The organism is Mycolicibacter algericus DSM 45454 (genome assembly GCF_002086455.1).
GTDB lineage: Bacteria > Actinomycetota > Actinomycetes > Mycobacteriales > Mycobacteriaceae > Mycobacterium > Mycobacterium algericum.
The window spans coordinates 36328-62200 of the sequence record NZ_MVHC01000021.1; the positions used below are offsets into that span (position 1 = coordinate 36328).

25 protein-coding genes and 2 pseudogenes are annotated in these 25873 nt (G+C 63.7%); 12 read left to right on the top strand and 15 right to left on the bottom strand.

Features of this window, described 5'->3' with window-relative positions; genetic code table 11:
- Nucleotides 1–127: 127 nt before the first annotated feature.
- The 4 genes from BST10_RS16750 to BST10_RS16765 form a co-directional block, all read right to left on the bottom strand.
- On the bottom strand, nucleotides 128–604 hold the full coding sequence (locus BST10_RS16750; protein WP_083039157.1) for a pyridoxamine 5'-phosphate oxidase family protein: 477 nt from the start codon (nucleotides 602–604) through the stop codon (nucleotides 128–130).
- Nucleotides 604–1416: an SDR family NAD(P)-dependent oxidoreductase gene (locus tag BST10_RS16755; RefSeq protein ID WP_083039159.1), complete on the bottom strand. Its 813-nt coding sequence runs from the start codon at nucleotides 1414–1416 to the stop codon at nucleotides 604–606. Before BST10_RS16755 ends, BST10_RS16750 begins: the two co-directional genes overlap by 1 nt.
- 38 nt (nucleotides 1417–1454) lie before the next feature.
- Nucleotides 1455–1964 (bottom strand): cupin domain-containing protein, encoded by a 510-nt coding sequence (locus tag BST10_RS16760; RefSeq protein WP_083039161.1) that lies wholly within the window; start codon nucleotides 1962–1964, stop codon nucleotides 1455–1457.
- A 295-nt stretch (nucleotides 1965–2259) separates the two neighbouring features.
- The gene (locus BST10_RS16765) at nucleotides 2260–3279 is read right to left on the bottom strand and encodes an NAD-dependent epimerase/dehydratase family protein (RefSeq protein ID WP_083039163.1); all 1020 of its coding nucleotides are present in this window, start codon (nucleotides 3277–3279) and stop codon (nucleotides 2260–2262) included.
- 590 nt (nucleotides 3280–3869) lie between these two features.
- Here BST10_RS16765 and BST10_RS16770 point away from each other — a divergent pair.
- The 4 genes from BST10_RS16770 to BST10_RS16785 all read left to right on the top strand — a co-directional run bounded on the left by BST10_RS16770 (nucleotide 3870) and on the right by BST10_RS16785 (nucleotide 7225).
- Entirely contained in the window at nucleotides 3870–4529 is a 660-nt protein-coding gene (locus tag BST10_RS16770; RefSeq protein WP_235673549.1) for a TetR/AcrR family transcriptional regulator, read from the top strand.
- Between the two features lie 91 nt (nucleotides 4530–4620).
- Nucleotides 4621–5490 carry a mycofactocin-coupled SDR family oxidoreductase gene (locus BST10_RS16775; protein ID WP_083039165.1) on the top strand — a complete coding sequence of 290 codons (870 nt, stop codon included), beginning with the start codon at nucleotides 4621–4623 and terminating at the stop codon, nucleotides 5488–5490.
- 5 nt (nucleotides 5491–5495) lie between these two features.
- Nucleotides 5496–6311 (top strand): SDR family NAD(P)-dependent oxidoreductase, encoded by an 816-nt coding sequence (locus tag BST10_RS16780; protein ID WP_083039167.1) that lies wholly within the window; start codon nucleotides 5496–5498, stop codon nucleotides 6309–6311.
- Nucleotides 6312–6388: 77 nt separating this feature from the next.
- A complete protein-coding gene (locus BST10_RS16785; RefSeq protein ID WP_205277369.1) occupies nucleotides 6389–7225 on the top strand; it encodes an enoyl-CoA hydratase/isomerase family protein in 837 nt (278 codons plus the stop codon).
- Nucleotides 7226–7435: 210 nt separating this feature from the next.
- Here BST10_RS16785 and BST10_RS16790 read toward each other — a convergent pair.
- Together BST10_RS16790 and BST10_RS16795 are read right to left on the bottom strand one after the other, a co-directional pair.
- A pseudogene (locus tag BST10_RS16790) lies at nucleotides 7436–7882 on the bottom strand (NAD-dependent epimerase/dehydratase family protein); the annotation flags it as partial.
- A gap of 209 nt (nucleotides 7883–8091) precedes the next feature.
- Complete coding sequence (locus BST10_RS16795; RefSeq protein ID WP_083039171.1) at nucleotides 8092–9312, bottom strand: cytochrome P450; 1221 nt, start codon at nucleotides 9310–9312, stop codon at nucleotides 8092–8094.
- Between the two features lie 293 nt (nucleotides 9313–9605).
- Here BST10_RS16795 and BST10_RS16800 point away from each other — a divergent pair, with 293 nt between their 5' ends.
- Nucleotides 9606–10235, top strand: coding sequence for a TetR/AcrR family transcriptional regulator (locus BST10_RS16800; RefSeq protein ID WP_083039174.1), 630 nt, complete (start codon nucleotides 9606–9608; stop codon nucleotides 10233–10235).
- Nucleotides 10236–10333: 98 nt separating this feature from the next.
- Here BST10_RS16800 and BST10_RS16805 read toward each other — a convergent pair whose 3' ends face one another.
- From BST10_RS16805 to BST10_RS16820, 3 genes are all read right to left on the bottom strand, one after another.
- A complete protein-coding gene (locus BST10_RS16805) occupies nucleotides 10334–11533 on the bottom strand; it encodes an amidohydrolase family protein (RefSeq protein ID WP_083039176.1) in 1200 nt (399 codons plus the stop codon).
- 549 nt (nucleotides 11534–12082) lie between these two features.
- Nucleotides 12083–12655, bottom strand: a complete 573-nt coding sequence (locus BST10_RS16815; protein WP_083039178.1) for a TetR/AcrR family transcriptional regulator — start codon at nucleotides 12653–12655, stop codon at nucleotides 12083–12085.
- Nucleotides 12656–12683: 28 nt separating this feature from the next.
- Entirely contained in the window at nucleotides 12684–13664 is a 981-nt protein-coding gene (locus tag BST10_RS16820; RefSeq protein WP_083039180.1) for a Rieske 2Fe-2S domain-containing protein, read from the bottom strand.
- Nucleotides 13665–13936: 272 nt separating this feature from the next.
- Here BST10_RS16820 and BST10_RS16825 point away from each other — a divergent pair, with 272 nt between their 5' ends.
- Nucleotides 13937–14449, top strand: coding sequence for a Rieske 2Fe-2S domain-containing protein (locus BST10_RS16825; protein WP_109559554.1), 513 nt, complete (start codon nucleotides 13937–13939; stop codon nucleotides 14447–14449).
- Nucleotides 14450–14453: 4 nt separating this feature from the next.
- Nucleotides 14454–14951, top strand: a complete 498-nt coding sequence (locus tag BST10_RS16830) for a DinB family protein (protein ID WP_083039185.1) — start codon at nucleotides 14454–14456, stop codon at nucleotides 14949–14951.
- Nucleotides 14952–15251: 300 nt separating this feature from the next.
- On the opposite strand, the gene BST10_RS16835 is transcribed toward BST10_RS16830, so the two are convergent.
- Nucleotides 15252–15446 (bottom strand): ferredoxin, encoded by a 195-nt coding sequence (locus tag BST10_RS16835; protein ID WP_083039187.1) that lies wholly within the window; start codon nucleotides 15444–15446, stop codon nucleotides 15252–15254.
- A 153-nt stretch (nucleotides 15447–15599) separates the two neighbouring features.
- On the opposite strand from BST10_RS16835, the gene BST10_RS16840 reads away from it, so the two are divergent.
- Both BST10_RS16840 and BST10_RS16845 read left to right on the top strand, forming a co-directional pair.
- Nucleotides 15600–17234: a pyruvate, phosphate dikinase gene (locus tag BST10_RS16840; protein WP_083039189.1), complete on the top strand. Its 1635-nt coding sequence runs from the start codon at nucleotides 15600–15602 to the stop codon at nucleotides 17232–17234.
- A 17-nt stretch (nucleotides 17235–17251) separates the two neighbouring features.
- Nucleotides 17252–17857, top strand: coding sequence for a MarR family transcriptional regulator (locus tag BST10_RS16845; protein ID WP_083039191.1), 606 nt, complete (start codon nucleotides 17252–17254; stop codon nucleotides 17855–17857).
- Between the two features lie 241 nt (nucleotides 17858–18098).
- Here BST10_RS16845 and BST10_RS16850 read toward each other — a convergent pair whose 3' ends face one another.
- The 3 genes from BST10_RS16850 to BST10_RS16860 all read right to left on the bottom strand — a co-directional run bounded on the left by BST10_RS16850 (nucleotide 18099) and on the right by BST10_RS16860 (nucleotide 21437).
- The gene (locus BST10_RS16850) at nucleotides 18099–19628 is read right to left on the bottom strand and encodes a class I adenylate-forming enzyme family protein (protein ID WP_083039193.1); all 1530 of its coding nucleotides are present in this window, start codon (nucleotides 19626–19628) and stop codon (nucleotides 18099–18101) included.
- Between the two features lie 11 nt (nucleotides 19629–19639).
- The gene (locus tag BST10_RS16855) at nucleotides 19640–20833 is read right to left on the bottom strand and encodes a thiolase family protein (protein WP_083039195.1); all 1194 of its coding nucleotides are present in this window, start codon (nucleotides 20831–20833) and stop codon (nucleotides 19640–19642) included.
- Between the two features lie 145 nt (nucleotides 20834–20978).
- The gene (locus BST10_RS16860; RefSeq protein ID WP_083039197.1) at nucleotides 20979–21437 is read right to left on the bottom strand and encodes a MaoC family dehydratase; all 459 of its coding nucleotides are present in this window, start codon (nucleotides 21435–21437) and stop codon (nucleotides 20979–20981) included.
- A gap of 110 nt (nucleotides 21438–21547) precedes the next feature.
- On the opposite strand from BST10_RS16860, the gene BST10_RS16865 reads away from it, so the two are divergent.
- Both BST10_RS16865 and BST10_RS16870 read left to right on the top strand, forming a co-directional pair.
- Nucleotides 21548–22738, top strand: coding sequence for a thiolase family protein (locus BST10_RS16865; protein WP_083039199.1), 1191 nt, complete (start codon nucleotides 21548–21550; stop codon nucleotides 22736–22738).
- Between the two features lies 1 nt (nucleotide 22739).
- The gene (locus tag BST10_RS16870; RefSeq protein WP_083039201.1) at nucleotides 22740–23168 is read left to right on the top strand and encodes a Zn-ribbon domain-containing OB-fold protein; all 429 of its coding nucleotides are present in this window, start codon (nucleotides 22740–22742) and stop codon (nucleotides 23166–23168) included.
- A gap of 3 nt (nucleotides 23169–23171) precedes the next feature.
- Here the strand turns inward: BST10_RS16870 and BST10_RS16875 are convergent, their stop codons facing one another.
- The gene (locus tag BST10_RS16875) at nucleotides 23172–23783 is read right to left on the bottom strand and encodes a TetR/AcrR family transcriptional regulator (RefSeq protein WP_083039203.1); all 612 of its coding nucleotides are present in this window, start codon (nucleotides 23781–23783) and stop codon (nucleotides 23172–23174) included.
- Nucleotides 23784–23925: 142 nt separating this feature from the next.
- Between BST10_RS16875 and BST10_RS16880 the strand changes: the two genes are divergently transcribed.
- Complete coding sequence (locus tag BST10_RS16880) at nucleotides 23926–25167, top strand: amidohydrolase family protein (protein ID WP_083039205.1); 1242 nt, start codon at nucleotides 23926–23928, stop codon at nucleotides 25165–25167.
- 305 nt (nucleotides 25168–25472) lie between these two features.
- Here BST10_RS16880 and BST10_RS24360 read toward each other — a convergent pair.
- A pseudogene (locus BST10_RS24360) lies at nucleotides 25473–25873 on the bottom strand (transposase); the annotation flags it as partial.

The following is a 25873-nucleotide window of genomic DNA, read 5'->3' on the forward strand; positions in this document are numbered from 1 at the left end:
AAGCACACGCGCGGGTACTGCTAGCAGCGCACCATCGACGTCGGTCAAACAGATCGCCCCCGTCGGTTCCTCGCCCAGAAACGATGTCAATTCGTCGGCTGACATACGGACGGGACCGCCTCTTCGCTCACCTGGCACGATCACTCGGTCCCGCATCGGCACTCGAGAATCGCGCTGCGCATACCTCATCGACCGCAATACGGATAATGCAGCGCTTGCCGCTGATCAACCGGTCCCGAACCTTGGCCACGACTGACTCGCCGATACGGTGGTCCGGCGGCCTGGCACCAATCATCGCATCGACCTCCGCAGCCGATGGCTGATAGATCTCGGCGGTACCGCGCACCGAGACCCACGGCCCATCGTGACCATCGTGTTGACCGACCACGACGCACGCCACTGCGGGGTCGGCAATGAGATGCTTCACTTTCGGACTCTTGACGTAGGTCGTGAAGTACAGGTGTCCGGGCTGGCATCCCACGGAGTGCATCGCATAGCCGATCGGCCGCCCCGACTCGTCCCGACAGAAGAGAAACGCTCGGGGATTGCGCCGCATAAATTCGACCACCGCAGGTGAGCCGACAGCGGGTAGCGTCGCGTCCATCAAGCCACCATCAGCTGGCTTTGCTCCCAGAGGCTGGCGCTGAGTGCCACCTCGTCAACTGCACGGTTTGCTTTTGCGGGTCGCCGCTTCTTGTAGTGCAAGCCGGGAGACCAGTCGGGTCCCGGCGTTGTGTCGGCCAACCACACCAAGGTGTCCGCGCCTCGTTCAGGCGCCAGCATAAGACGGTTCGCAACGGAGTGGTACAGCAGGCGCATCAGCAGCGTCGAATCGGCGCCGAAATTCGACGCCACGGGACCAGGCTCGAATGACACGGCGGCAACCCCGGCTTCGGCATATCGTCGGTGAAGCTCTCTGGTGAACAGGATGTTCGCCAACTTGGCGGCCGAATATGCGCTGGTGGCCGAGTATTTTCGGTGCGCATCAAAATCATCTGGTCGGATCCGGCCGCTGCGGTTGACACTGCTCGACGTCGCGATCACCGTTGCTTTATTCGCGACGAGCCGCGGCAGGACCAATGTGGTCAGCAGGAACGGCGCCAAGTGATTAACTTGAAGGGTCGTTTCGTATCCGTCCACCGTGATTTGACGCTTGCCCATGATGCCGCCGGCATTGTTGCATAAGACGTCGATAACCGGGTATTGCTCCAGTAACTCCGCTGCCAGTTGCCGAACATCGTCGAGACGGGCGAAATCACACAGGTGGTACGGCCCGCCAACTTCGTCGGCCACCGCCTTCGTCTTATCGATCGTACGTCCCACCACGACGACCGTGTGTCCGGCTCGGTGAAGAGCACGTGCCGCCGCGCGTCCGATCCCGTCACTGGCGCCGGTAATGATGATCGTCTTCGCCATCGGCTACCTCATTCAGTTTTGTCCGTGGTACCGACCACTCAGCCCATCTTCGGGGGGAATGGCAGGTGTTCTTCCAAGTGCTTCAAGGCGTTGTTGGCTCGGCATTGCTCGATGAAGCCAGCCATCCCCACCACCGGCCCGGGTGTGCCGTCCTCGTTGAACTCCTGTGTGTTGCCGTAGTTGATGACCAGCATGATCAGGTCCTCGTCTTGGGACGCCACCGGTTCATGCACAGCGAACGGATATTCGAATCCGTACCCGTTGGCGCCCACAACGCCCGCCTCGTAACCAAAACTTCCCTGCAGCACGAAGAACTCCGTCGCACCTAAATGGGTGTGTACCGGCACGGTCCCGCCCGCCGCCAGCTTGTACAGGACGGTGTACTTGCCGCTCGCCGGATCGAAGTTCAAAAGTTTTCCCCATTCGCCGGGGCGCACGGGTGTCCACGGAACGTCATCGCAGTTGACGATGTAGGTGCCCTTGGAGTCCCAAAGGTCCACATTCGGGTTTGTCTTTGCTTTTCCGCGGTAAACCAGGTGATCGTCCATCGGCTGTCCTTCCTGGATTCTGTTGAGTGCGAATGCGCAGCGCCCTATCTGGCGAGCTCCGGGTCGGAGTGGCTGGGCGTTTCACATGCTGCACCGGGGATGCTACCCGAACAGGCACAATTGTAGAACTATTTCACTATTTCCATCTCGTGTAGGTTTTCGACCGGCGTTATTTCCGAGTTCCGGCGCCGCCAGCGAAGTACCCGAGCAGATGGCTGCGCACCCGAATCGTCAACCCGGGCAGCCCGCACCATCCAGGTTTCCATCGGTTGCCACAAGCGTTCACGCACCCGAGCTATCGCGCCCGCGAGTCGGAGCGGTCCGCGGCCGCTCGGCTGCGATAGAAATGGACTGCTTTTCGAATCGAGTCGTGGATCGGTTCGGGATGCCAGCCCAGTTCCCGCTCTGCTTTACTGTGATCCATCGGCGACATGATGTGCATTAGCCGCACGGCCAGCGTCGAGAGCAACATGTCGCGGCGAAGCACGGTTGCGGCCACGTCTCCGCAAAATCCCAAGGCGTACATGGCTTTGAGCGGGATTCCGAACCGTGGCCGCTTGACGCCGGCGGCGTCAGCGGCCGTTGCATACAGTTCGCGGGCACTGATGAACCGTTCGGAAATAATGTAGCGCTCTCCGACACGGCCTTTGTCGGCAGCGAGGATCAGCGCGCGTGCGGCATCTTCGATACCGACCACTTCCATCGCCATGTCCTTGACATAGACCGGCATCTTTCCCGCGGCAGCCATGGCTACCAACGATCCGTGCGGGGTCGGTTGCCAGTCGCCGGGGCCATAGGTGTTGGAAACACACAGCGCAACCGCCGGCACACCGCGGTGGCGCGCATAGTCCAGCACCAGATTCTCGGCCTCGACGCGCGAGCGGATGTAGTCACCGCCCCGGTCGAGCCAGTTGAACGGCTCGTCCTCGGTAGCGGGCCCGTCGTCCGAAAGCGCGATGGTGCCGATCGTGCTGGTGAACACGAAACGACGAAGTTCGGCGTTGGTTGCGACATCCAGCACCTGACGCAGCCCTTCGACGTTGGTGCGAAACAGGTCGGTGGGGTCACGCAGCCAGGCCCGGGCATCCACGACGCAGTAGTAGACATCGTCGCAACCATCCATGGCCTCCCGCACCGCGGTGCAATCGAATATGTCGCCGTACCTACGTTCGACTTCGAGGTCGTCGATAGCCTTGGTGGAACTGGTGCGACGGAGCAGAACTCGTACCGCCTCGCCCCGCTCGACCAGTTGGCGTACGACATGCGACCCCAAGAACCCGCTGGCACCAATCACCAGCTTCTTGCGACCCGCCACCGTCCACCCTCCTTTGTCAGTCAACTGCCACAGTGAGCTTAGTGGTTGGACCGCCTCGATAGTACGAAATGCAACTGGCCCGAAGAAACACACCCGGGGGCCGGACGAACGCGCCAAGGCCCATCGCGCCGCTAAAGCCTCCGAAATCTGGCGTAATGCTCGCTGATCTTCGAAGAAAACGCGCGGCTGGATGCCAACTATCCGCGAGCCCAGGTGGGCTCACCGGCAGGGCAAGCCAGAGCACGGCGGCGACGAGCGGCCAGTCGCTCGTCGCCGCCGAACTCACCCAAACGCGCCGCCGAGTTGCTCGCTGAGGTGCCCGACGACGATCGACCGGATCATGTGCTGGAGGTCGACTTCCCGCACAGCGACTCCAACTGGCCTAGGCCTCCCGCTGACCGCGGTTACCAACGATGCCACACCGTAACGATGATTGTCTTCGCCATCAGTCGTCTTGTTCAGTTGCCGATGCGGCGGCTCGACACAACACCCACCACGGCATCAAGGATGCGTACCGACCGCCCGGCTATCTGACAGTACACTGACACGCGGTTGGCGCGTGGCTCCGTGTTGGTAGGACCCAGGGTGCAGTGCCCGAGAGCGCGACCCGCGCGGCCATACCGACGAAGATGCAGAATGTGCCGGTGTCGGAAGTATCGAGCGCCCCGGGATGGCAGCGACGGCGGCGTGTGTTGTTTGACGAGTACGAGCGGATCGCACTCACGCTGTTTGCCGCGCACGGTTTTCGCAGTGTCACGGTCGACGAGATCGCCGAAGAAGCGGGCGTTTCGGCGCGCACACTCTTCCGGTATTTCCCGACTAAAGAGGACTTCCTGCTCGCCTATGCACGACGCGAGTTAGCGGCCACCGTCGACACAATCGCATCGCTCGAGCCCAGCCCGACGCCACTGACCACAGCATGGGAGGCGATCCGTTCGCGTTTCGGCGCGGAAAGAGCTGACCTCGATGCCGTGAACTTATGGCGTGCGGCCGCCGCGGAAGCGCCGGATGTCCTAGCCCGCACCCGGGGTGAACGCCAGGAAGGCTTACTCGACGCCTTGGCGGCATACTGCTCGGTGTCCCTGGGGGTCGACGGCGCCCGCGACGCCCGCCCGCGACTCTATGCGGGGGTCATCGCCGGCGCCGACATGGCCGTGATCGAACTCTGGAGCCGCTCGACTCTCACGCCCGCTCAAGTCGGCCAAGCCGCGGAGAGTTTCTTCGCATCGCTGAGCGCATCGCTGAGGTAAGTCCGGCACGTCACTTGCCGTGGCGACTTGTGTCCGGCGCCACCGACGGCTACTTTGTCATTAACTGACAGAATGACGAGGTGGGATTTCAATGAGCAGCCGTCTTGCAGGAAAAGTCGCGTTCATCACCGGCGCGGCCCGCGGTCAAGGACGCGCGCACGCCGTCCGGATGGCCGAGGAAGGCGCTGACATCATCGCGGTCGACATCTGCGAACAGATCAAATCCAATAAATACCCGCTGGCCACCCAGCAGGACCTCGATGAGACGACCAAGTTGGTCACCGAGCTGGGCGCTGGCATCGTCGCGGTGAAAGCCGATGTCCGCGAGCGTGACCAGTTGCGGGAGGCCGTGGAGGCGGGCATCGCACAGTTCGGCCGACTCGACATTGTCGTCGCCAACGCCGGCATCCTGCCGATGGCGCTCGGCGACCCGCACGCATCGGATTTCGTCGACTCGACCGATGTGGACCTTGTCGGCGTCATGAACGCCGTCGCGGTCGCGATCGCGCACCTGGGCGACGGCGGGTCGATCATCGTGACCGGTTCTACCGCAGGGATGATGCCGGGCACCACGTCGAACCCGGTCATGGGCCCCGGCGGGGCCGGATACTCCTGGTCGAAGAAGACGCTGATCGGTTATGTCGAAGAGATGTCGGTGCATCTGGCGCCACGGTTCATTCGGGTCAACGCCATCCATCCGACCAACGTCAACACCCACCTGATGCACAACGATGGCATGTACGGCATCTTCCGGCCTGACCTCGAGCACCCGACCCGCGAGGACGTCGAGCCGGCGTTCACCCACTTCCAGGCGATGCCGATTCCGTACATCGAACCGGTAGATGTCGCCAATCTGGCGGTCTTTCTCGCCAGCGACGAGGCTCGCTACATCACCGGGCAGCAGATCCGCGTCGACGCGGGTGCACTAGTCAAGTTCCCCAACGGGCCAACGTCGCTGTAATACCGATGCGAGTCATTGTCACCGGCGCCAACAGCGGGGTCGGGAAAGCGACCGCGACCGCACTGGCAGCAGCGGGTCATCAAGTGGTGATCGCGTGCCGGACCGTCACCAAAGGCAAACAGGCCGCCGCCGAAATGACGGGAGACGTCGAGGTACGCCACCTCGACCTCGCCGACTTGTCCAGCGTGCGAACGTTCGCCGATTCGGTGGATTCCGTAGACGTTCTGGTGAACAACGCCGGCGTACTGGGTTTGCCGCTGACCCGAACGGTGGACGGCTTTGAAGCGCACATCGGAACCAACCATCTCGGCCACTTTGCACTGACGTGTCTGCTGGGCGACCGGATCCGTGATCGCATCGTGGTAGTTGCCAGCAGTAACTACGCCCTAGCGCGCCTGCACCTCGAAGACCTGAACTGGCAACACCGACGCTACAATCCCTGGTCGGCTTACGGCGAGTCCAAACTCGCCAATCTACTGTTTGTCCGGGAGCTGGTTCGGCGTGGCCGCACCGCGTATGCGGCCGATCCGGGAATGGTCGCCAGTAATATCACGCGCGACGGCAGCCGCCTGGTGCGCTGGGCAGGCAGAGTGATCGCGCCGTACGTCGGACAGAGCACCAGCGATGGAGCGCGGTCAACCATCCAGGCAATCAGTACTGACCTGCCCAACGGTACCTACCTCGCGCCACGAGGACTCGCCCACCAGTGGGGTAAGCCCAGGCCGGCGCGGCTGCGGGCACACGCTCTTGATCCCACTGATGCGCAACGTCTTTGGAAACGGTCCGCCGAACTCACCGGTTGCGATCTTGTCGCCGACTAGCACCGGCGTCGAGATATCTTCGAGGCCGGATATGACCGGTAAATGTCACCCATTTGTCTGCCCCTACAGGAGAGTCGATGTCTGAAACCACCGAAATGACCCACACTGCGCCCCGCCCGCCCGAAGGCGACTGGCTCGGCACGCCCTACCTGAGCTTCGAGCGCCAAGGGCCGTTCGCTATCTGCACGCTCGACCGCCCGCAGGCCCGCAACGCGATGACCCCGGCGATGTACTTCGGCATCCGGTACGCGACCACCCGCGTCGAGAACGACAAGGACCTCGCAGGCCTGATGATTACCGGCACCGGCGACGTATTCGCTCCGGGCGGGGATCTCGGACAGAACGGTGTCGACGACTGGATGGACTTCGCCGCCACGTTGTCGATGGATGTGACACCGTTCGATACCCTCCGCCAGTCCTCCAAGCCGGTGGTGGCAGCGGTCAACGGGCTCTGCCAGGGCGGCGGCCTGATGATTGCGATGTGCAGCGACATCGCCGTCGTCAGCGATCGCGCCACCTTCCGGGTGCCCGAACTGTTTCGGGGCATCGCCGATACCTACTACAGCCACCTGCTGGCCCGGCTGATCGGGCCCGTCCGCACCCGTGACCTGATGTTGACCGGCCGGACCCTGACGGCGCAGGAAGCCCTCGACTGGGGCATGGTTGCCCGGGTGGTGCCCCATGGCGACTTGATGGACTCCGCCCGCGAGATCCTCGCTCAATGCTGCCGTACCGCCCCCGGCGCCCGCCGGGTGGTCAAAGGGAGCCTCGACAGCTACCTGGGCCTCTACGACCGAGTGGGTATGCGTACCAGCCTCGAAGGCAAAGAGGCAATCGAGGGGTTCCTGGCCTTCAAAGACCGCCGTTCCCCGGCGTGGGTCCATCCCGACCTACAGATCGACGGCCGGTTGTGACGCGGGGCCGCGGATACCGCTGACTCCCTTCTCCTTTGCGGTCGCTATGCCGTGGCGCTCGCTCATCGCCGCCAACGCTTGACTGTGGTGCGGGCAGCCACAACAACGGCAGCACCTGGGCTACCGTGCCCGCGAAGCACGATGCTCGGCGACTGCTTGGCTGCGATAGAAATGGACGACTTTGCGAATCCACTGTGGATCGGTTCGGGATGCCACGGCCACGTCTCCGCAAAATCCCAAGGCGTACATGGCTTTGAGCGGGATTCCGAACCGTGGCCGCTTGACGCCGGCGGCGTCAGCGGCCGTTGCATACAGTTCGCGGGCGCTGATGAACCGTTCAGAAATAATGTAGCGCTCTCCGACACGGCCTTTGTCGGCAGCGAGGATCAGCGCGCGTGCGGCATCTTCGATACCGACCACTTCCATCGCCATGTCCTTGACATAGACCGGCATCTTTCCCGCGGCAGCCATGGCTACCAACGATCCGTGCGGGGTCGGTTGCCAGTCGCCGGGGCCATAGGTGTTGGAAACACACAGCGCAACCGCCGGCACACCGCGGTGGCGCGCATAGTCCAGCACCAGATTCTCGGCCTCGACGCGCGAGCGGATGTAGTCACCGCCCCGGTCGAGCCAGTTGAACGGCTCGCCCTCGGTAGCGGCGCTCGGGTGTCCACGACGCAGTGGTAGCCGTCGTCGCTGCCGTCCATGGCGTCACGGACCGACCCTAAAAATCCACTGGCGCCCATGACCAGCTAGACGCGACCAGTCACCGTCTGCCCTCGTCTGCCAGTCCGCTGTGATCCCGGGCTCCCAACTCAGGCCTATCGCTGACGATCGTCCGGCAGGATGAGGGATCTCGTTCGATATCAGCCGATACGGGTTCCGGGGGTGAATTTTATGGGCAGCTCCCGCACCGCGTAGACCTCGCCGGCATCCTCGAAGAATCTTGGCTCGCCCGCGAGTTCGAAGTCGGGTAGCCGTTCCAGTATCTGACTTAGCATGACCTCGAACATCATCTTGGCGTAGTGCGAGCCCAGGCAGCGGTGCATCCCCACCCCGAATGCCATCTGCTTCTTGGCATTCGTGCGCGATAGGTCCAGTGTCTCGGGGTCTTCGAACATGGCAGGATCGCGGTTGGCGGCCGCCCACATCAGGATCGCCCGGTCCCCCTTGCACAGCGACTGTCCGTGGAATTCCGTGTCACGGGAGACGGTGCGGGCCAATCCGAGGGTGGGAGTGTAGAGCCGAAGCAGTTCGTCCGTGCCCTTCTTGATCAGGCTCGGGTCGGCGATGAAGCGTTGACGCAGTTCGGTGTCCTGGCACAAGCGCAACAGCACATTGCCGGTAAACCCGCTGGTGGTATCCATGCCGCCCAGCATCATCAACACCGTGTACATGGTGATCTGGCCGTCGTCGAGCGGTTCGCCGTTCAGTGTGCCCCGCAGGATGTCACTGAACAATTCGTCGCCGAGGCCTTCGGCGCGCCGCTGTTCCATGTGTTTGACGATCTCACCGAACATCTCCATCCCGGCCACACCGGCTTTTTCCGGGTCGTGGGAACGGTCGTGCACGGTGGTGTGCACCCAGTTCACCCATTCCATGGCCCGGCCTTCATCGAAGTCCAGCAACCGCAGGATCAATCGCGCTGGCAGCGGTGTAGTCAGCTCCCCCACTACGTCGCACTGACCGCGTTCGATGAAGGCGTCGATCGCCTCGGTGGTCATCTCGATGGCGGCAGCCCGGAACCGCTCCGCCGACCCCGGGGAGAACCGCCGCAACGTCGCCTCACGCAACTCCTGGGTCTCCGGCGGGTCGGATTCGATCGGGAGAATCGGCAACGGCAGCTCACTAGCCGGCACACCCACCGAAGGATACGAGTTGAACAGGGCATCGTCGCGGGCTGCTTCGAAGACCGACGCATAGTCCGTCAATGCCCAAAAGCCGCCATAGTGGGGCGAATACGCGACCGGACAACCTGATTCCCGCATCTGACGAAATGCTCCGTGCGGATCCTCCCGGAATTCGGCCGAATGATGGTCGAGGTCGACCTCGGCACGCCGCTGCGGTTCGGTACGGGTGTCGGTCATTGACTACTCCTTAAGTTGTTCTCCGTGAAGCCAGCGGCGCCACTGTCCTTGTGACACGCAGCGGCCAAGGTCGATATCGATTCGGGCACACCACTATCAACGCAGAGACATAGGCGATGCTCAATAGTCACACGCAAAATCCTCTCACCGCGTCACCACCACAGCGAACGCCTCACACCGCGCCGTAGGCGACAGCGATCGATTAGATGTAGTGTACACAACAGATTATGGACGAATGTCGTGTCGGTCAAGACGGTTGTCCTGAACAGCCGGCAGCTGATGGGATATCCCTTATGACCATGCACAGCGGCACCGCGCGGGCGGCGCGCTGGGGCGCCGATCTGCCCGTCGACGAGGAGCAGGCACGTGAACGGCTGCTCCAGGCCGCCGAGACCTGTTACGGCAGACACGGTCCCAGCCGCACAAAGATGACGCATATTGCTCAGGAGGCTGGAGTACACCGCACCACGGTCTACAGCTACTTCCCAAACCGCGATGCCGTCCTCGCCGCATGCTTTGTGCGTGCGGTCGCCGGCGTCATCGCCGCGGCGGACCCGTGCTTCGACTCCGACGAGCCATTCTCCGAGCGGTTAGTCAAGGCCTTGCTGGTAGGACTGGAGGCAGCGCGCAACTCTCCGGCTATGAAGATGCTCATCGCTGGGGATGAATTGGCGCGGACCCATCGCGCCGCCGAGGCCTCGGAAATTTGGCGTGAAGATTTACGCGCAAGCCTCGGCCAACGTTTTGCCGAAGCTGCCGCAAAAGGCGAAGTCCGCGATGACGTCCCGCCAGAAACGCTGGCGCACTGGGCGACCCGCATCTGCTTTAGCCTCATCGCCGATCCGGGCAAACCGGAGCACGGCGGCGACGAAGGGCTGCTTCGCGCTTTTCTGCCCGCCGCCCTGGCCCCACCTGCACGCTGACGGACTCCTCCCCGGCCTTCGTACCGGGCGATCGCGCGCGTCGCCGTGTTCTGAAGAGGGGCGACGCGGCCTCTCAGCCGCGTCGCCCGCAGTCGCGGTTAGTGAGAGGTCAAAGCTGGTGAGTCCGCCTGCACGCGCGGATAGTTCAGCATCCGTCGGGCGTTGCCTTCCACGATCAACGCGCATTCGCCGTCTGGCACGTCGGCGAGCACCTCGGCAGCGCGTTTGCGTGAGTTCGGCCAGTTGGAATCGCTGTGCGGGAAGTCGATCTCAAGCGTGATCCGGTCGATGCCGATGCTGTGGCGGTTCGCCAGACCATGCTCGTCGTCGATGAAGCAGCCCCAGAAGTGCTTGCGAAACAAGTCCGAAGGGCGGGTGTCGAAGTCGATGTTCTGGTAGTAGCGGTGCCGCTCCCACACGTAGTCGGCGCGTTCAAGAATGTAGGGCACCCAGCCGATCCCACCCTCGGCCAGCGAGATCTGCAGATCCGGGTACTGCTGTAGCTTCCCGGAGAACAGCAGATCGACCGTGGTCCACATCAGGTTTGTCGAGAACAGCGTGGTAGCGACCGCGAACGGCGCGTCAATGACGGGCGTCTGCCCAGGAACTGGCTTCATCGAGGAGAACGAGAATCCCGGCACGTAGGAACCGGAGCCGAAGTGCAGTGACACGGGCATCTTCGTCTCCGAGCACACCCGCCACAGGCCGTCCCAGTGATCGGAGTGGAACGACGGCAGGCCCAGCGGCACCGGGCTATCGGGGAACGAAACCGTGCGCGCCCCCTTGGCAGCCGCCCGCTCGGCTTCAGCGATCGTCGCGTCGATATCCCACACCGGCAGAATTGCCAGCGGCACATACCGCTCGGGGGCGGTCGCACACCATTCGTCAATGTAGAAGTCGTTCCAGGCCTTAACGCACAGCAGTGCCAATTCCTTGTCGTCGGCGCGGATGAATGTGCCGCCGGCGAAGCCGGGAAACGATGGGAAACACAACGCGGCCTGCACCCCGTCGAGGTCCATATCCGCCACTCGGGCGACTGGGTCATAGCAGCCGGGGATCATGTCCTCGTAACGGACCGGATCCATTCCCCACTCCTCCGGCGGTTTGCCCGCCACCGCGTTCAGGCCGATAGTCGGGAAAATCTGGCCATCATAAGACCACAGATGTTTGCCGTCCTGCTCGACGATCCGTGGGCCGGCCTCACGGAACTTCTCCGGTAGTCGGTCCTGCCAAACGCGTGGGTGCTCCACAAGGTGGTCATCCACCGACACGATCTGGTGGTCATCTCGAAGTGGCATGGTGTCTCCCTCAATCAATGCTTCCAAATCTGACGCTCCGTCTCATTTTCTGACGGTCTATCTCACTGAAGATATATGATGGTGGTCACAAAGGTCCAGCCCTCGAAGGGAGGGGCGCGCCTGCAACGGCTGCCGGATCGGCGAACGACCATGCCCCGGGAAAGCCGACCAAGACGACCACGACCTGCTCACCTCCGGCGAGGCCGGCGAGCGGCAGCGTCTCGGGATCGCAGCCGCCGCTGCCAATCGCAAACGGCTGCAGATTTCGGGTACGCCTGCCGATGTCGAGGCGGCTCGCGCGCGGCTGGCGGCGCTGCGTACCGCGGCCGAGCGCAACGCGGCCCAGCCATCAACGACGCGAACTCCGAGAAATTCGTCGGCTATGCCGGGAAAGCGAAGCGCAATCTGCCCGGCCCTGCGGGAAACTGACCCGTGGATGACCCGTTACGCCCGGCTGTGTTGCCGATCCCGACGCCGACTCCCTTCAGTCTCACCAACATTGGCGTCTAAAACAGCCGCGCCAGAATGTCGTGACGAGGTGTGAGTCGGCTAGTGCATCAGCTGGGTCAAGATCTCGGCGTTGCTGCGAATTGCGGCTTCAGCTGAGATCGGCACATCGGCAGTGTTGACTAGGAGCCAGCTGCGTTCGAGCATCGCCATCACCGTCATACCCAGCGAGACCGGCGAACTCAAGTCAGCGCTGCTGCGCGCCACAATGTATTCGCCGAGGGTTCGGGCAGCACGCTTATGCAGCCGTGACACCGTCGCCGCGAACTCAGTGTCGTCCGGTAGGTCGCCGATCGAGCGCGCGACGAACGCGCCGTTACGCTCCAGGTAGTCGAAGTAGCCGCGGACCCATTGCAAGACGTCCGTGATCGCGGGGGATCCGTCCAACTTGTCGAAAGCCTCGATAACGATCAGCGATTCACGGTAGGTTTCGGTGCCGAGTTCGATGAACAGCTGCTGTTTGTCACGAAAATAGTAGTAGAAATTGGCACGGGTCACGTGCAAGCCCGCTGCGATGTCCTTCACGCTGGTGCCGCTGTAGCCTTTGCGAGCGAACGCTGCCCGCGCCGCCTCCAAGATCGCCCGGCGTGTCACCGCTGACTTGGCGGTCGTCATGGCGCCGGCCGCTGCACACACAGCCCCGTCACGCCTGGGCCGCGGCCTGTTGTGGATAGAAGCTGCGCGCCCAACGGCGTAACTGCTTGAAGCCGGCCGCCTCCGACGGCGCCAGCGCCGGCTGGTCCATGTACTTTTGGTGGTCCCAAATCTTGATGTCGTCAGGCAGTGCCGCCTTCGCCGCCCGCAGCCGTTCGTCATAGTCGGCACCCTCGGAGATCCAATAGGTCGCGAAGATGTCCGAGGTGGTCTCGTCGACCGGCGTGGCGCAGATCGCGATGATCCGCACCCCGTCTTTGGTTTGCTCGCCGTTGAAGCTGACCCCCAGCCCCGACCAATGGATTTCGATGGTGTTGACGCTGTCGCCGGGACGGTCCACACCGTCGGCCCACCGCTTGCCGAAGCCGACCTTGGCGTGCCAGGTCGACGCATCAGTGTGCTCGGACAGCACCACCGGGCTGATAGGGGTGCGGTGCACGAACCGAAAATGATGCGGATCAACGGCATTCTCGGCAATCACCTGCGGATGCACATGAATACCGCGGTAGACCTCCTGCTCGTCGACTCCAAGCCTGCTGTAGCGCTGACTGCGGATGTGCTCACCAAGCACATCGAGAGCCGCCGGTATCTGCCACAGGGGATCGCGGCGTTCGACGTCATGCCAGACGTAGATGCATTCGTTTAGTTCGGCCACCGGATAGGAACGCATTCGGCGGCCCCGGTTGGGCCGGTCTTCGTACGGGATACGAACGTTGCGACCCTGCCCACTCCACACCCAGCCGTGGAACGGGCACTGGATACCGCCCTCGACGACGCAGCCGCCGACGGACAGGTTCGCCCCCAGGTGCTGACAATGTGCGTCGAGAACGTTAACCGTCCCATCGAGGTCGCGAAACGCGACCATCTCCGTGCCGAAGTAGTTCAGCGGCTTGACATCGCCGACGGTGAGATCCGTGCTCCAGGCAACCTGGAACCAACCGGTCGGCTGCATGCTGGGAAGTCCCGTCATCACCGTGCTTTTCCCTTTCCCGGAGCGGATGCCCCGATACTTACATCTTTTGACACGGTTGTCAAAAACTGGAGTAGCGAGTGCCCCCCCGGCCCGCGCAGGCGTCTTAGACCCGTCACGCCGAAGCCGAGGTCCGGCCCGGTCGCCCGTGTTCCCCCAATCCGGTATTTTCTGATTCTGTTGAGCCAACTACGCAGTGCGCGTGCTGTAGTAACCTGCGGCCAAGCCCGCGGAAACCCCGTTCGACCGACGGGAGAGAGCTGGTGAACAAGATGGTCGACCGCTCGTTGACCGAGCCGGCACCGACGTTCGTCGAGCGCGGCTTCCCCCATGAGGCCTTCCCGAGCCGCTGGTTTCAGGTGGGATGGTCGCACGAATTCGCGCCGGGCGACGTCACCGCCGCGCGCCACTTCGGCGCAGACCTGGCGCTGTATCGAGCCGCGGCCAGCGGTGACGTCCCCGATCGCATAGCGGCTTTCGGCGCGTACTGCCCGCACATGGGAGCCCTCCTCGGCTCTGGAGAAGTGGCCGCTGCCGAACCGGACGCCCTGGCCAAGTCGATCACCGCGGCCAACCCGGCCGAGGTGTGCAGCCGGACCGCCGACCGTCGCAGCTGGGAGAACCAACGTTGTAGGCCGGATCCGATCTCGGTGGGTTACGAAGCCACCTACACTCACCAGTTCCGTAAGCGGTCGCAACAGTTCGATCCCGCGACATCACCGACAGCGGGGCCGAAGACACGAGATGTCGGGGTTCTCGGCGGACAGTCAGCTTTGCGGAGCTGACCATATGGAAGAGATCTGCAGCGAATGCGACTTTGACGAATCGGCGGCGTTGCCGGGAGAGGTCGCCGCTGCCTTGCCGCCACTGGCGAAGGCCGTCGCCGCCAGTATCCGCTCCATCCCTGACGATATGGTCCGGCACCGCCCCGCGCCCGACATATGGTCACCGGTGGAGTACCTCGGGCATCTGCGGGAATCGATGGCATTTCACCGCTGGCTCATCGAAAGGGCACTTGCTGAGGACAATCCGCTGATACCAACGGTGGATCCCGACGAATCGGTCACCCAAGCCGGCTACCGCTCGGTCGACACCGACGAGTTGATCGGTCAGTTCGATCGGCGAATACGGCGACTCTGCACACTGCTGACGACGCTGGACGACAAGCTAATTCATCGAACGCTCAAACTGGACGGACGACAAATCCCCGCAGCTCTCGTCGCCCGCAGTGCGTGGCATGAATGTCACCACCACCACGTTGACATCCGCCGGCTCCGCGACCTCTAACCCGCCAACCCGGCCCAACACCACCAGTCCCCCAGGATGCGCAGCCAACGCTGATCGTCGATCTGATGCGTACCATCGCGGACAACGGTCCGGCCCACGTCGAGCCCCCGAAGACGGCGGAGACGAACGAGTGCTACCGGCCTTCCTCATCACTTCCATCGGCCAGGACCGCCGTCGTTGATCGACCAACTCCTTCTTGGGCGTGTGGCAACAGACGCTGCGTGGGCGCCGCGTCAACTTGGTTATGTTCCTGAAGCAGACTGACGCACAACGGGACTGGGCGTTGGCCAGCTGGTGCGGTCAGCCTTCTTCGAGAGTCAGGGCGCCCTCCGGGCAGGCCGCTACGCCGTCCTGAGTCAACTGCGCGTCCTCCGGCTTCACCTCACGCTCTTCGAGGATCGAGTAACCGCAGTCATCGATCGGGAACAACATCGGATCGACGGCGTAACACTGGGCATGCCCCACACACTTGGACCTATCGAGACGAACCTTCATGCAACCTCCTCGCTTTCAAACGCCCCAGCGCATGCTGGACCACCGGCGGGCTATGATCACATTAGACTAAATGATTAACTATTTCGGTAGCTACGCTGGGTGACCGGTTAACCAAGTTCGGTACGCGACTCTGCTAGGACTGTGACAGACGCCATGGATGACAACATTTCGACCGATGTCCGCCGATCCCCGGTGGTGGCCCTCGACGGCAACTGTGAGCTAGGCCGCGCGGCACTGGGCAACAAGGCCTACGGCATCAATCTGATGCGCGGGCTCCGACTGCCCGTGCCACCCGCCTTCTGCCTTACCACCGATGTGTGCGCACAATTCTTGGCCGGCGAGAGCCAGGCATTGGATCAGGTGTGGCCCGAGGCGCTGGCCAAGCTGCGTTGGCTGGAACGCGAAACGTCGCGTACCTACGGCCGAGGCCCGCGACCACTGCTGGTCAGCGTCCGGTCCGGGGCGGCACAGTCCATGCCGGGGATGCTCGACACCGTGCTGGACCTGGGCATCGACGACACGGTGCACCATGCGCTTGCCCACGAGGCAACACCGAAGTTCGCCGACGACACGCGCGCCAGATTCCACGACATGTACCAGCGCATTGTGCTTGCCGGTACCGGGTCCGTCGTCGTCCCCGACGATCCATACGCCCAATTACGCGCGGCGATCGAGGCGGTGTTTCGCTCGTGGAACAGCCCGCGGGCCGTGACCTATCGCGACCACCACCGACTCGGGGACAGCGGCGGCACGGCGGTGATCGTGCAAGCGATGGTTTTCGGCAACCTGGGCCGCACGTCGGGCACCGGCGTACTGTTCACTCGCAATCCGACGACCGGCGCCGATGAGCCATTCGGCGAATGGCTGGCTGGAGGACAGGGTGAGGACGTGGTGTCCGGCACTTTCGACTGCGCACCGATCAGCGCCTTACGGGAGGAGCAGCCCGCCCTCTTCGCGGAGCTGATGGCCCATGCGGAAAGCCTCGAACGGCTCGCTGGTGACGTGCAGGATATCGAATTCACAGTCGAAGAAGGTCGGCTGTGGCTGTTACAGACCCGGATCGCCAAGCGGTCCGCCCAGGCCGCGGTGCGACTGGCCCTGCGGATGCGTGATCAGGGCCTGATCGACGACACGGAGGTGCTGCGCCGCGTCGGTCCGGAGCAGATACGAATGCTGCTGAAGCCGGCACTGCAGCCCGAGATACGCTTGGCCGCGACACTTTTGGCCAAGGGGCTGCCGGCAAGTCCCGGCGTTGTCTCGGGCAAGGCGTACAGCGACGTCGACGCCGCGATCGACGCCGCCGACGACGGCGAGGATGTGATCCTGGTACGGCCATTTACCAGCCCCGATGACGTGCAGGCTATGCTGTCTGCCCGCGGAGTCGTCACCGAGGTCGGCGGCGCTACCTCACACGCTGCGGTGGTCAGCCGCGAGATCGGCCGGCCCGCGGTTGTGGGCTGCGGTGCCGGGGTGGCAGCGGCCATCGAGGGCAAGTCAATCACGGTCGACGGCGCCGAAGGCGAAGTGCGCGAGGGCGTGCTGCCGTTGGTCGTGTGGTCGGAGGAAGACAGCCCGGATCTTCGGGAACTGGCCGACATCGCACGCCGGGTCAGCCCGCTGCGCGCCCACCATGCCGGCGATTACCCCGTGCTGCCCAACGATTCCGACGTCGCGGTGCGCGACGCATTGACGGCTGGGCACACCGACGTGGTGTCCGCCAGCCCGCTCATCACCATGCTGACAGCACAACGGATGGCCAAGACGGCGCCAAAGGCGTTCACGTCATGAAGTATTGAGGATCAATCATGGATAGCTTGGACATATTGCAGGCAATTCGGCTCAAAGGCCGGGCCGCCCCCGCGGACATCGCCGCCACTCTCAACCGAGACGAAGCATCAGTAGCAGCGGCGATCAGCGAGTTCGTCGACGCGGGGATACTCGTTGGGGGCAAAGCCGTGCGACTCGCCCCGGCTGGTCGGGATCGGCTCGGCCAACTTCTCGCCGACGAACGCGGCGGCGTCGACACCGCCGCAATGTCTCACATCTACAAAGGCTTCGGCAACGTGAACGCCGAATTCAAGTCCTTGGTGTCTGACTGGCAGCTCAAAGACGGAGAGCCCAACAACCACGAGGACGCCGAGTACGACACAGCCGTGCTGGCGCGTCTTGATCACGTGCACGAGTCGGTGCTGCCGATCATCGCCTCGGCGGCCGCGCAGATCCCCCGGCTGGCCCGCTACGCCGACAAGCTATCGGCCGCCCTGCAGAAGATCAGAGCGGGCGACACCACGTGGTTGACCCGACCGATCATCGACTCGTACCACACGGTGTGGTTCGAACTGCACGAGGAATTGATCTTGGCCGCCGGTTTGACCCGGGAGGCCGAGGCCAAAGCCGGCACTGCGGAATAGCTCCGGTCACCGGACCAGTTCTGTTCGCCGTCCAGACCCAGTCGACCACAACTGTCTGTCCGGTGATGAATGTGTCGCATCGCTAGCCAACAACAAACAGTGGCGGTATGGCCTCCCAGCGCGGGCAGCCACGCAAGGTTGTGCGAACACCGCGATCGGTGTGGTCGAAGAACACTCTGATCGCAGCGTGGTGGTCGCAGCGTACGGCCAACCCGCGGCGCCCTGACCGCCGTCGACTGGTCTAGGCACTCCCAAGTTCGGTACGCAACCGCTTCTTGTCGATCTTCCCGCTAGCCAGCACCGGCAACTCGTCGACGGTCACCAGTCGGCGCGGCACCTTGTATCCGGCCAGCTTCTGTCGCACGTGGTTCTGAACCGCGTTGAGCGTGATGATGGCCCCGGGACGCGGTACCACGACGGCACAAACGGCTTCGCCCCAGCGATCGTCGGCGACGCCGATCACGGTGCAGGCCGCCACGCCCTCGAGCTCGCAAACCACCTCCTCGACCTCCGGCGAGTACACGTTCTCTCCCCCGGTGATGATGACGTCTTTCTTGCGGTCGACCAAGTACAGGAGACCCCGCCCGTCGAATCGGCCGATGTCTCCGGTGTGGCACCATCCGTCGCGCAGCGTCGCCAGGGTGGCGGCATAATCATCCCAGTAGCCGCGGAACATCAACTCCGAGCGGATGATGATTTCGCCGGGCTCCCCCGCCGCGACATCACGGCCGTCGTCACCAACGATGCGGACCCGCACCCCGGGGAGCGGGAAGCCGACCGACCGCAACCGGTCGGGCGCGTCGGGATGTTCGCGGGCGTGTAGTTCCCGCGGCAACCCCGACACGATGGCTTCGGTCTGCCCGTACAGGTTGAGGAAGCCGGCACCGGGTAGTACGGCCAGCGCCCGTTCCAACGTGGTCACGCTCATCGGCGCGGCCGAATACACGACTGTGCGTACGCTGGCGGCGGCACGGGCGTCACCGAGTTCCTCGATCAGGGCCCGCAGCATCACCGGCGCGAGATGCAGCACGGTGATCTGTTCGTCTGCGAGCAATCGGATGGCTTCGGCCGCGTCGAATTGCTGCTGCAACACTACTGTTCCGCCGCGAGCGTGCAGCCCGCCGATGATGCCGATCGCACCGAAGTGAAACATCGGCATGTTGATCAGGCCCCGATCCTCGCTGCCCGAACGTAATTCGGTGTTCATCGTCAACGCCACGCGCCGCAGTTCTCGCTGACCGAGCACACAGCACTTCGACGCACCGGTGGTTCCGCTGGTGAACAGCAGGCAGGCGATGTCCTCGGGTTGCGCGACGAATGCCGGCTCGCCGGCATCCCCGCCGGCGACGAATCCTTCATAGTCGACCATGTCGGGGCGCCCGACTTCGCCGATGGACACCAGCAGCGGTGGCGACGGTAAGCACTGCACGAGTTCTGCGATCATCAGAGCGAATTCATCGGCGCAGAACACGACGGACGGCGACACCCGGCGCAACACGTCAAGCACTTCCGGCGGCGACAACCGGAAGTTGACGGTCGCCATGATAATTCCGCTCAGCTGAGTTGACGCCATCAACTCGCCGAACTCCACGCTGTTGCGGCTTAACACGGCGATGCGGTCCTGCCGTCGCACACCGGCCTTCGCCATCGCCGACACCAAACGCACCGCGCGCTCGCGCAGCGCCCCGTGAGTCACCGAGCGCTGCCCCAGCCGGTATGCGGGCACATCGGGATACCGCAGCGCGTTGTCGGTGACGATATCGCTCAGCATCTGAGCGGGCGCTACCGACTACTCAGCAACATCGATCCGGCAACCGGCCCGCCGCCGACGCCGACGGCCACCACCTCAGGCGTCTTCGACGCCTGCCGGTCACCGCCCTCCCCCCACATCTGGACACATGCTTCGTGAAGAAACCCCATACCGTGCAATCGACCACCCGACAGTTGCCCGCCGCTGGTGTTGATCGGCAGCGAACCATCGAGTGCGATGCGTTCACCGCCCTCGATGAAGTTGCCCACCCCGCCGCGCTCACAGAACCCCATGGCCTCCAGCCACATCACCGTCAGGAAGCTGAAGCCGTCGTAGAGCTGAGCCATGTCGACATCGGCCGGCCTCAGCGCGGTGTTCTCCCACAGTGTCGCGGCCGAGTCATGGGCTGCCATCGTTGTGACGTCCGACCGTTGTTCCCAGGTGGCGCGTTCGAACATGCCCGGCCCGACCGACTCCACTGTCAGCGGGTGCCGGGGCAGGCCGTTGGCAGCATCGCGGCGCGACACGATGACCGCGGTCGCGCCATCGCAGGGGACGTCACAGTCGTAGAGGCACAGCGGCTCGGAGATCATCCGGGCGCCCAAATAGTCATCCATCGTCATCGGCTCGCGATAGATGGCGTCTGGATTAAGCCCCGCGTTACGACGCGCGTTGATGGCGATGTAGCCGAGATGCTCGCGCGTCAACCCGAAATCGTGCATATACCGCTGGGCCGGCATGGCCAGCCAGTTCGCCGCCGAGAGCGCACCGAAGGGCGCGACCCACTCCAGGTGAGGCGGCAACTTGCCGCCGGTGAACAGCACCGACGCCCGGCCACCGCCCGCCTGCTGTGCGGCCGTGGACTCCCAGACCGACCGGTAGACCACGACGTGGTTGGCCAGCCCGAGCGCGACGGCCATGCACGCCTCGATCGCGGGGCCGATCTGCCCTGCGGTCTCCATCGCCGAGACATACCAGCGACTGCGCAACCCCAGCGCATTGCGCACCTCGGTGATGGTCGCCCCGGAAAAGCCCGGGTCCGGAACCCCCGGCCCTGGATAGCTGGCGATACCGTCGATGTCGTCCACGCTCAAGCCCGCATCGGAGATCGCGCGCAGGACTGCCTCCAGCGTCAGCTCCAAGCCGGTTCGGCCCAGCCGGCGACCGACCTGCGACTTGCCGGCCCCGGTCAGGACCGCCTTCCCGTCAAACGGACCGCCCGTCATGACGCGGCCACCGGTGATACAACAGCTGAGACGTTGAGAATCATCGGACCTTCCAAGGGGTTACGAGCTCAAGCCGACCGCGACCGCAGTGTAGCGCCCACGACCGGTATCCCGAAAAATATTTAACGGGTTCCGTCAGAGGTAGTCAGAACACGAAGCGCGCAATGAGGTCGGCCACCGCGGCCGGTTTGTCGGATCCATCGAGCTCGACAGTGTGACGAACGGTCAGGTTCACGGTGCTGTCGTCGACCTTCGCGGCGTCGACCAACAGGGAGCGCACTCGGATCCGGCTGCCGGCGGTAACAGGCGCCAGGAACCGGACCTTGTTCAGCCCGTAGTTGATGCCCATCTTGGCGTTCTCGACGCGGTAGTTTTCCTTACTGACCCCCGGTATCAGCGACAAGGTGAGGAAGCCGTGCGCAATCGTTGCGCCATAAGGGCTTTCGGTCTTCGCGCGCTCGGTATCCACGTGGATCCACTGGTGGTCCACGGTGACGTCGGCGAATGCGTCGATACGGTTCTGGTCCACCTCCAGCCAATTCGTCACACCGAGTTCTTCTCCGATCGCCTGAACCGCTTCGTCAACGGATCCGATCACTTTCATGGCCACTCCTGTCCAACACGCCGGTTATACCGATATCTATTTAACGGTATAGACTGATCGCACCCCGCCGGGCCCCCGCCCGGCACCCGTCCGACGACCTTGGGAGACACGTGGCCGCAATGACATCCCGTGCCGCGATCGTGGGCGCTGCCCGCACCGCGATCGGCACAGCACGCAAAGGCACTCTGGCCAACCTGCCGGCTACTGAGTTGGCCAAACCGGCGGTAGCGGCTGCGGTAGCTCGCTCCGGGCTCGACGCCGCCGAGTTCGACGACTTCATTTTGGCCGAGAGCCTGCAGGGTGGTGGCGACAGCGCTCGCTATGTTGCGGTGGATCTGGGTCTTACCGAAATCCCGGGCATGGCCGTCAACCGGCAGTGCGCTTCCAGCCTCTCGGCGATCGCGGTCGGCGCCGGACAGATCGCGGCGGGCATGAGTCAGGCCATCCTGGCCGGCGGGATGGAGTCGTGCTCGACCGCGCCGCTGCTGCGTAAACGCAAGCCGTTCACCTCCGGTAAGGCTCCGGAGGATTACCAGGACCCCTGGTATCCGTTCTCGCACCCGCCCACCGACGACGCCCCCCCGCTGGACATGTCGATCACCGTGGCTCACAACTGTGCCGTCCAGTACGGGATCTCACGACAGGCCCAGGACGAATGGGCGCTACGCAGTCACCAGCGTGCGGTGAAAGCGATCGACGCCGGATCCTTCGTCGAGGAGATCGTGCCGGTCGAGGTGCCCCAGCCCGACGGCAGCTCCAAGACGTTCGCCCAGGACGAGCACCCGCGTCGCGATACGACGGCGGACACACTCGCCGCCCTGCGGGTGTTGCATCCCGAAATCGAGGGGTTCACCGTGACGGCCGGCAACTCCTCGGGCATCAACGATGCCGCCGCCGTAGTGGCCCTAGCGAGCCCGTCCAGCCGCGCCGACGTATTGGCGCATGTGCTGTCCTGGAGTTCGGTCGGTGTTCCGCCGAGTCGCACCGGCAGCGCTCCTATATCGGCGATTCCGAAGGCGCTGGAGTTGGCCGGGCGCAAACTCGAGGACGTAGCGCTGTTCGAGATCAACGAGGCGTTCGCCGCGCAGGCAGTCGCCTGCGCGCGGGAACTGGGCCTCGACGAGGAGATCGTCAACGTCTACGGCTCGGGCATCAGCCTCGGCCATCCGATTGCCGCTACCGGCGCACGCATGGTGACGTCGGCAATCTATGAACTACGGCGCCGCGGCGGCGGCATCGGCGTGCTGTCGATGTGCGCCGGCGGAGGGATGGGGTCGGCCATGGTTATCGAGGTCATGTGAGATGAGCACATTAATCACCGAGGGATTGTTCAGAGTTGACGGCGACCGTGCGGTGCTCTTCGGCTCCCGCCGACGTTCGACAGGCGTGGTGAAGTTCCCCGCCGAGCGGCCCGAGCTGTTCGACGGCGCGCCAGATATCCAAGCTGATATCGAGCCCCTCGAATTGTCCACCGAGGGGTCGCTTTACACCTACACCACACAGGAGTTCGCGCCGCCGCTGCCCTACAAAGGCGATCGGTCGCCCGAGGTATTCCAGCCGTATGTAGTGGGTTTCGTCGAGTTGGCCGAGGGTGTGCTGGTGGAGACACTGATCGTTGACGTGAACCCGGCTGACCTGCGCATCGGGCAGCCACTGGTTTCGACCACCACGACGCTGCAGACCGCCGACGGTCAATCGCTGCTGACCTTCGGATTCCGGCCAGCCGACTAAGGGTTAAGGCCGACCGGCAGTAACCATCGGTGCGATCATCTCGGCAACCACTGAGATCATCTCGCTGCGGCCGACGGCCACCGTCTGCCTATGCACCGTGTGCCATGCCCGGTCCAGCAGCCCCATCACCGCGACACCGATGACGTCCGGCGAATGCTTGCCATCGCCGGCGATAGCCTGCCCCAACTTCCACGACGCCCTGGTCACCATGCGATTACGGGAGTTGTGGAATGCGTTGTCGTCGGGGGCGGAGTGCGCCGAGGCCAGCACGAACGCACCATGGTGGTCCATATAGTCGAAGTAGCGACCGACCCAGGCCTGAATCTCCGTTGGACCGAAGGGTTCTTGGGCGTCGGCCCACTCGGCGATGACCGCGAGGACCTCGTGATACGCGGTCTTGCCGAGGACGTTGAAAATCTCCCGCTTGTCCTTGAAGTAGGTGTAGAAGCCGGCCCGCGAAATGCCACACGCCTCGGTGATCGCGTTGATCGGCGTGCCGGTGTAACCGCGTTCCAGGAACAGTCGGCGGCTGGCATCCAGAATCGCCAACCGAGTTCGCTCGCCGCGGGTGGCGTCCGGGTGTGATTCCGGGCGAGCGCTCGATGTCGCCGTCATGCGGCGACTGTATATGACGCTACCGTCAAGTTCAATATGCGCAGCTCATACGCCTTTACCCGTGACTGTACGCCGTGACTTGACACAAGCGTCAAGTTAGGAGAAGCTCTAGACAACCCACCTTGGAGTAAGGGAGAAAACGATGACGCAGTCCCCTAACCAGTTCACCGATGCACCGATTTTCGATGCCGACCAGCACATGTACGAAAATCCCGATGCACTGACCCGGCACCTGCCCGACCGGTATAAGCCAAAGGTGCAGTTCGTCCAGATGGGCAGGCACACGCGGATTGCGATCCTGAACAAGATCACCGACTACATGCCCAATCCCACGTTCGAACGGGTTGCGGCCCCCGGTGCGCACGAGAAGTTCTACTCCGGCCAGAACCCCGAGGGCCTGACGATGCGGGAAATGTCCGGCCGGGGCATCGACGCGCCGGCTGCGTCGCGCAATCCCGAAGACCGGATCGCCGAGCTCGACCGCCAGGGAGTCGACGCGTGCTTGAACTACCCCACGCTGGCCAACCTGGTCGAGCATTCCGCCGCCGAGGATCCCGAACTGACCGTGGCGATCATCCACGCGCTCAATCAGTGGATGCTCGAGCACTGGGGCTACACCCACGCCAACCGGATCTACACGACTCCGGTACTGACCCTGGGGCTGGTCGACGAGGCACGTCGAGAGCTGGAGTACATCCTGGAAAACGGCGCCAAGGTCGCCCTGATCAAGCCAGCACCGGTTAATGGTTACAAGGGCTGGCGGTCACCGGCGCTGCCCGAATTCGATCCGTTCTGGCGCGACGTCGAGGATGCCGGCCTGCCGATCGTCCTGCATGCCAGCCAGCCACCGCTCCAGGAATACATCGAGAAGTGGGAGCCGGCGGATACCAGCAACGCATTCGAGATGTCGGCGTTCAAGTGGACGGCGCTGGGCCACCGCGAAATCGCCGACATGCTGACCAGCCTGATCTGCCACGGCACCCTGACTCGGTTCCCGAAACTGCGAATCGCCAGCGTGGAAAACGGCAGCTCATGGATTAAACCACTCTTCGACGACCTCGCACTGACCCACAGCAAAATGCCCCAGAACTTCCCCGAACATCCGCACGACGTGTTCCGCCGCAACATCTGGGTCAGCCCGTTCTGGGAGGGCTCAGTCGCCGACGTCGTAGAGACCGTGGGGTGGGATAAGGTGCTGTTCGGTTCGGACTGGCCACACCCCGAGGGTCTGGCCGAGCCGAAGGGATACTGGAAGTACGCCGAAGGCATGGACGAGCGGCGCACCTACGATTTCATGGGCGACAATGCGCGACGCTTCATGGGTCTGCCGATCGCCAACCCCGACCCCAGCGCCGTCAACCCGCCGCAACTCGCGAACGCCTGATATAGAGGGAAGTCTGTCAAGCGGCAGGCAGCAGCGGCGGCCGACAACCGTCGCTGCTGCCGCCGTTTCATTGACCGGGTGAGTCCGTGGGGCTGTCGCGCGTGTCTTGTCGACGCGGGTCAGTCTGATATGCGCGGGCCGGATACCGCAGGACGGGACTTTCGAATCGCCGTGCACCGCTTGTCTAGCTCGAGCGTAATGTGTTGTGGTGCAACGTAGTTGGCTAATCGTTTTGAGGCGGGTCACTGCCAGGCGCTTGCCGACACCGACGGGTTGGCATCCAGACGTTTGTAGGGTGTTCGGTCGTCGTCGAGCACGGCCAGTGACCAGCACCAACCGGCGAGTTCGCGGGCGACGGCGTTGGTCACCACGGGGCGTTTCTTGCGCTTATCGAAGCCGGCCACCGGTCGTTGTGCCATCGGTTGGCGGCTTGGCCGCGCGCCCGAGCCGACGGGTCCGCGGCATCCCAGCGGCGTCACAATTCACGGCTGGGCCGATGCGGTGCGCGCTGATTCCAAGCCGCCTCGGCCAACAACCGGCGGGCATGACCACTGCCGGTCTTGCTGACCCCGCGTTGGCTTCGGGGGAACCCGTGGAGCACTCACCCGGCACCAACCCCAGATACCGGGCTGAGGTGAGCCCCTCGTAGTGGTCCAGTTGTTGTGCGACTCTGATGCCCGGTGTTCGGGCAGGAAGAATCAGCAAC

Coding starts and splice junctions, on each gene's coding strand:
- BST10_RS16750 (WP_083039157.1), bottom strand. CDS start 604: ATGGACGCGACGCTACCCGCTGTCGGCTCACCTGCGGTGGTCGAATTT.
- BST10_RS16755 (WP_083039159.1), bottom strand. CDS start 1,416: ATGGCGAAGACGATCATCATTACCGGCGCCAGTGACGGGATCGGACGC.
- BST10_RS16760 (WP_083039161.1), bottom strand. CDS start 1,964: ATGGACGATCACCTGGTTTACCGCGGAAAAGCAAAGACAAACCCGAAT.
- BST10_RS16775 (WP_083039165.1), top strand. CDS start 4,621: ATGAGCAGCCGTCTTGCAGGAAAAGTCGCGTTCATCACCGGCGCGGCC.
- BST10_RS16780 (WP_083039167.1), top strand. CDS start 5,496: ATGCGAGTCATTGTCACCGGCGCCAACAGCGGGGTCGGGAAAGCGACC.
- BST10_RS16785 (WP_205277369.1), top strand. CDS start 6,389: ATGTCTGAAACCACCGAAATGACCCACACTGCGCCCCGCCCGCCCGAA.
- BST10_RS16795 (WP_083039171.1), bottom strand. CDS start 9,312: ATGACCGACACCCGTACCGAACCGCAGCGGCGTGCCGAGGTCGACCTC.
- BST10_RS16800 (WP_083039174.1), top strand. CDS start 9,606: ATGACCATGCACAGCGGCACCGCGCGGGCGGCGCGCTGGGGCGCCGAT.
- BST10_RS16805 (WP_083039176.1), bottom strand. CDS start 11,533: ATGCCACTTCGAGATGACCACCAGATCGTGTCGGTGGATGACCACCTT.
- BST10_RS16815 (WP_083039178.1), bottom strand. CDS start 12,655: ATGACGACCGCCAAGTCAGCGGTGACACGCCGGGCGATCTTGGAGGCG.
- BST10_RS16820 (WP_083039180.1), bottom strand. CDS start 13,664: ATGACGGGACTTCCCAGCATGCAGCCGACCGGTTGGTTCCAGGTTGCC.
- BST10_RS16825 (WP_109559554.1), top strand. CDS start 13,937: ATGGTCGACCGCTCGTTGACCGAGCCGGCACCGACGTTCGTCGAGCGC.
- BST10_RS16830 (WP_083039185.1), top strand. CDS start 14,454: ATGGAAGAGATCTGCAGCGAATGCGACTTTGACGAATCGGCGGCGTTG.
- BST10_RS16835 (WP_083039187.1), bottom strand. CDS start 15,446: ATGAAGGTTCGTCTCGATAGGTCCAAGTGTGTGGGGCATGCCCAGTGT.
- BST10_RS16840 (WP_083039189.1), top strand. CDS start 15,600: ATGGATGACAACATTTCGACCGATGTCCGCCGATCCCCGGTGGTGGCC.
- BST10_RS16845 (WP_083039191.1), top strand. CDS start 17,252: ATGGATAGCTTGGACATATTGCAGGCAATTCGGCTCAAAGGCCGGGCC.
- BST10_RS16850 (WP_083039193.1), bottom strand. CDS start 19,628: ATGCTGAGCGATATCGTCACCGACAACGCGCTGCGGTATCCCGATGTG.
- BST10_RS16855 (WP_083039195.1), bottom strand. CDS start 20,833: ATGACGGGCGGTCCGTTTGACGGGAAGGCGGTCCTGACCGGGGCCGGC.
- BST10_RS16860 (WP_083039197.1), bottom strand. CDS start 21,437: ATGAAAGTGATCGGATCCGTTGACGAAGCGGTTCAGGCGATCGGAGAA.
- BST10_RS16870 (WP_083039201.1), top strand. CDS start 22,740: ATGAGCACATTAATCACCGAGGGATTGTTCAGAGTTGACGGCGACCGT.
- BST10_RS16875 (WP_083039203.1), bottom strand. CDS start 23,783: ATGACGGCGACATCGAGCGCTCGCCCGGAATCACACCCGGACGCCACC.
- BST10_RS16880 (WP_083039205.1), top strand. CDS start 23,926: ATGACGCAGTCCCCTAACCAGTTCACCGATGCACCGATTTTCGATGCC.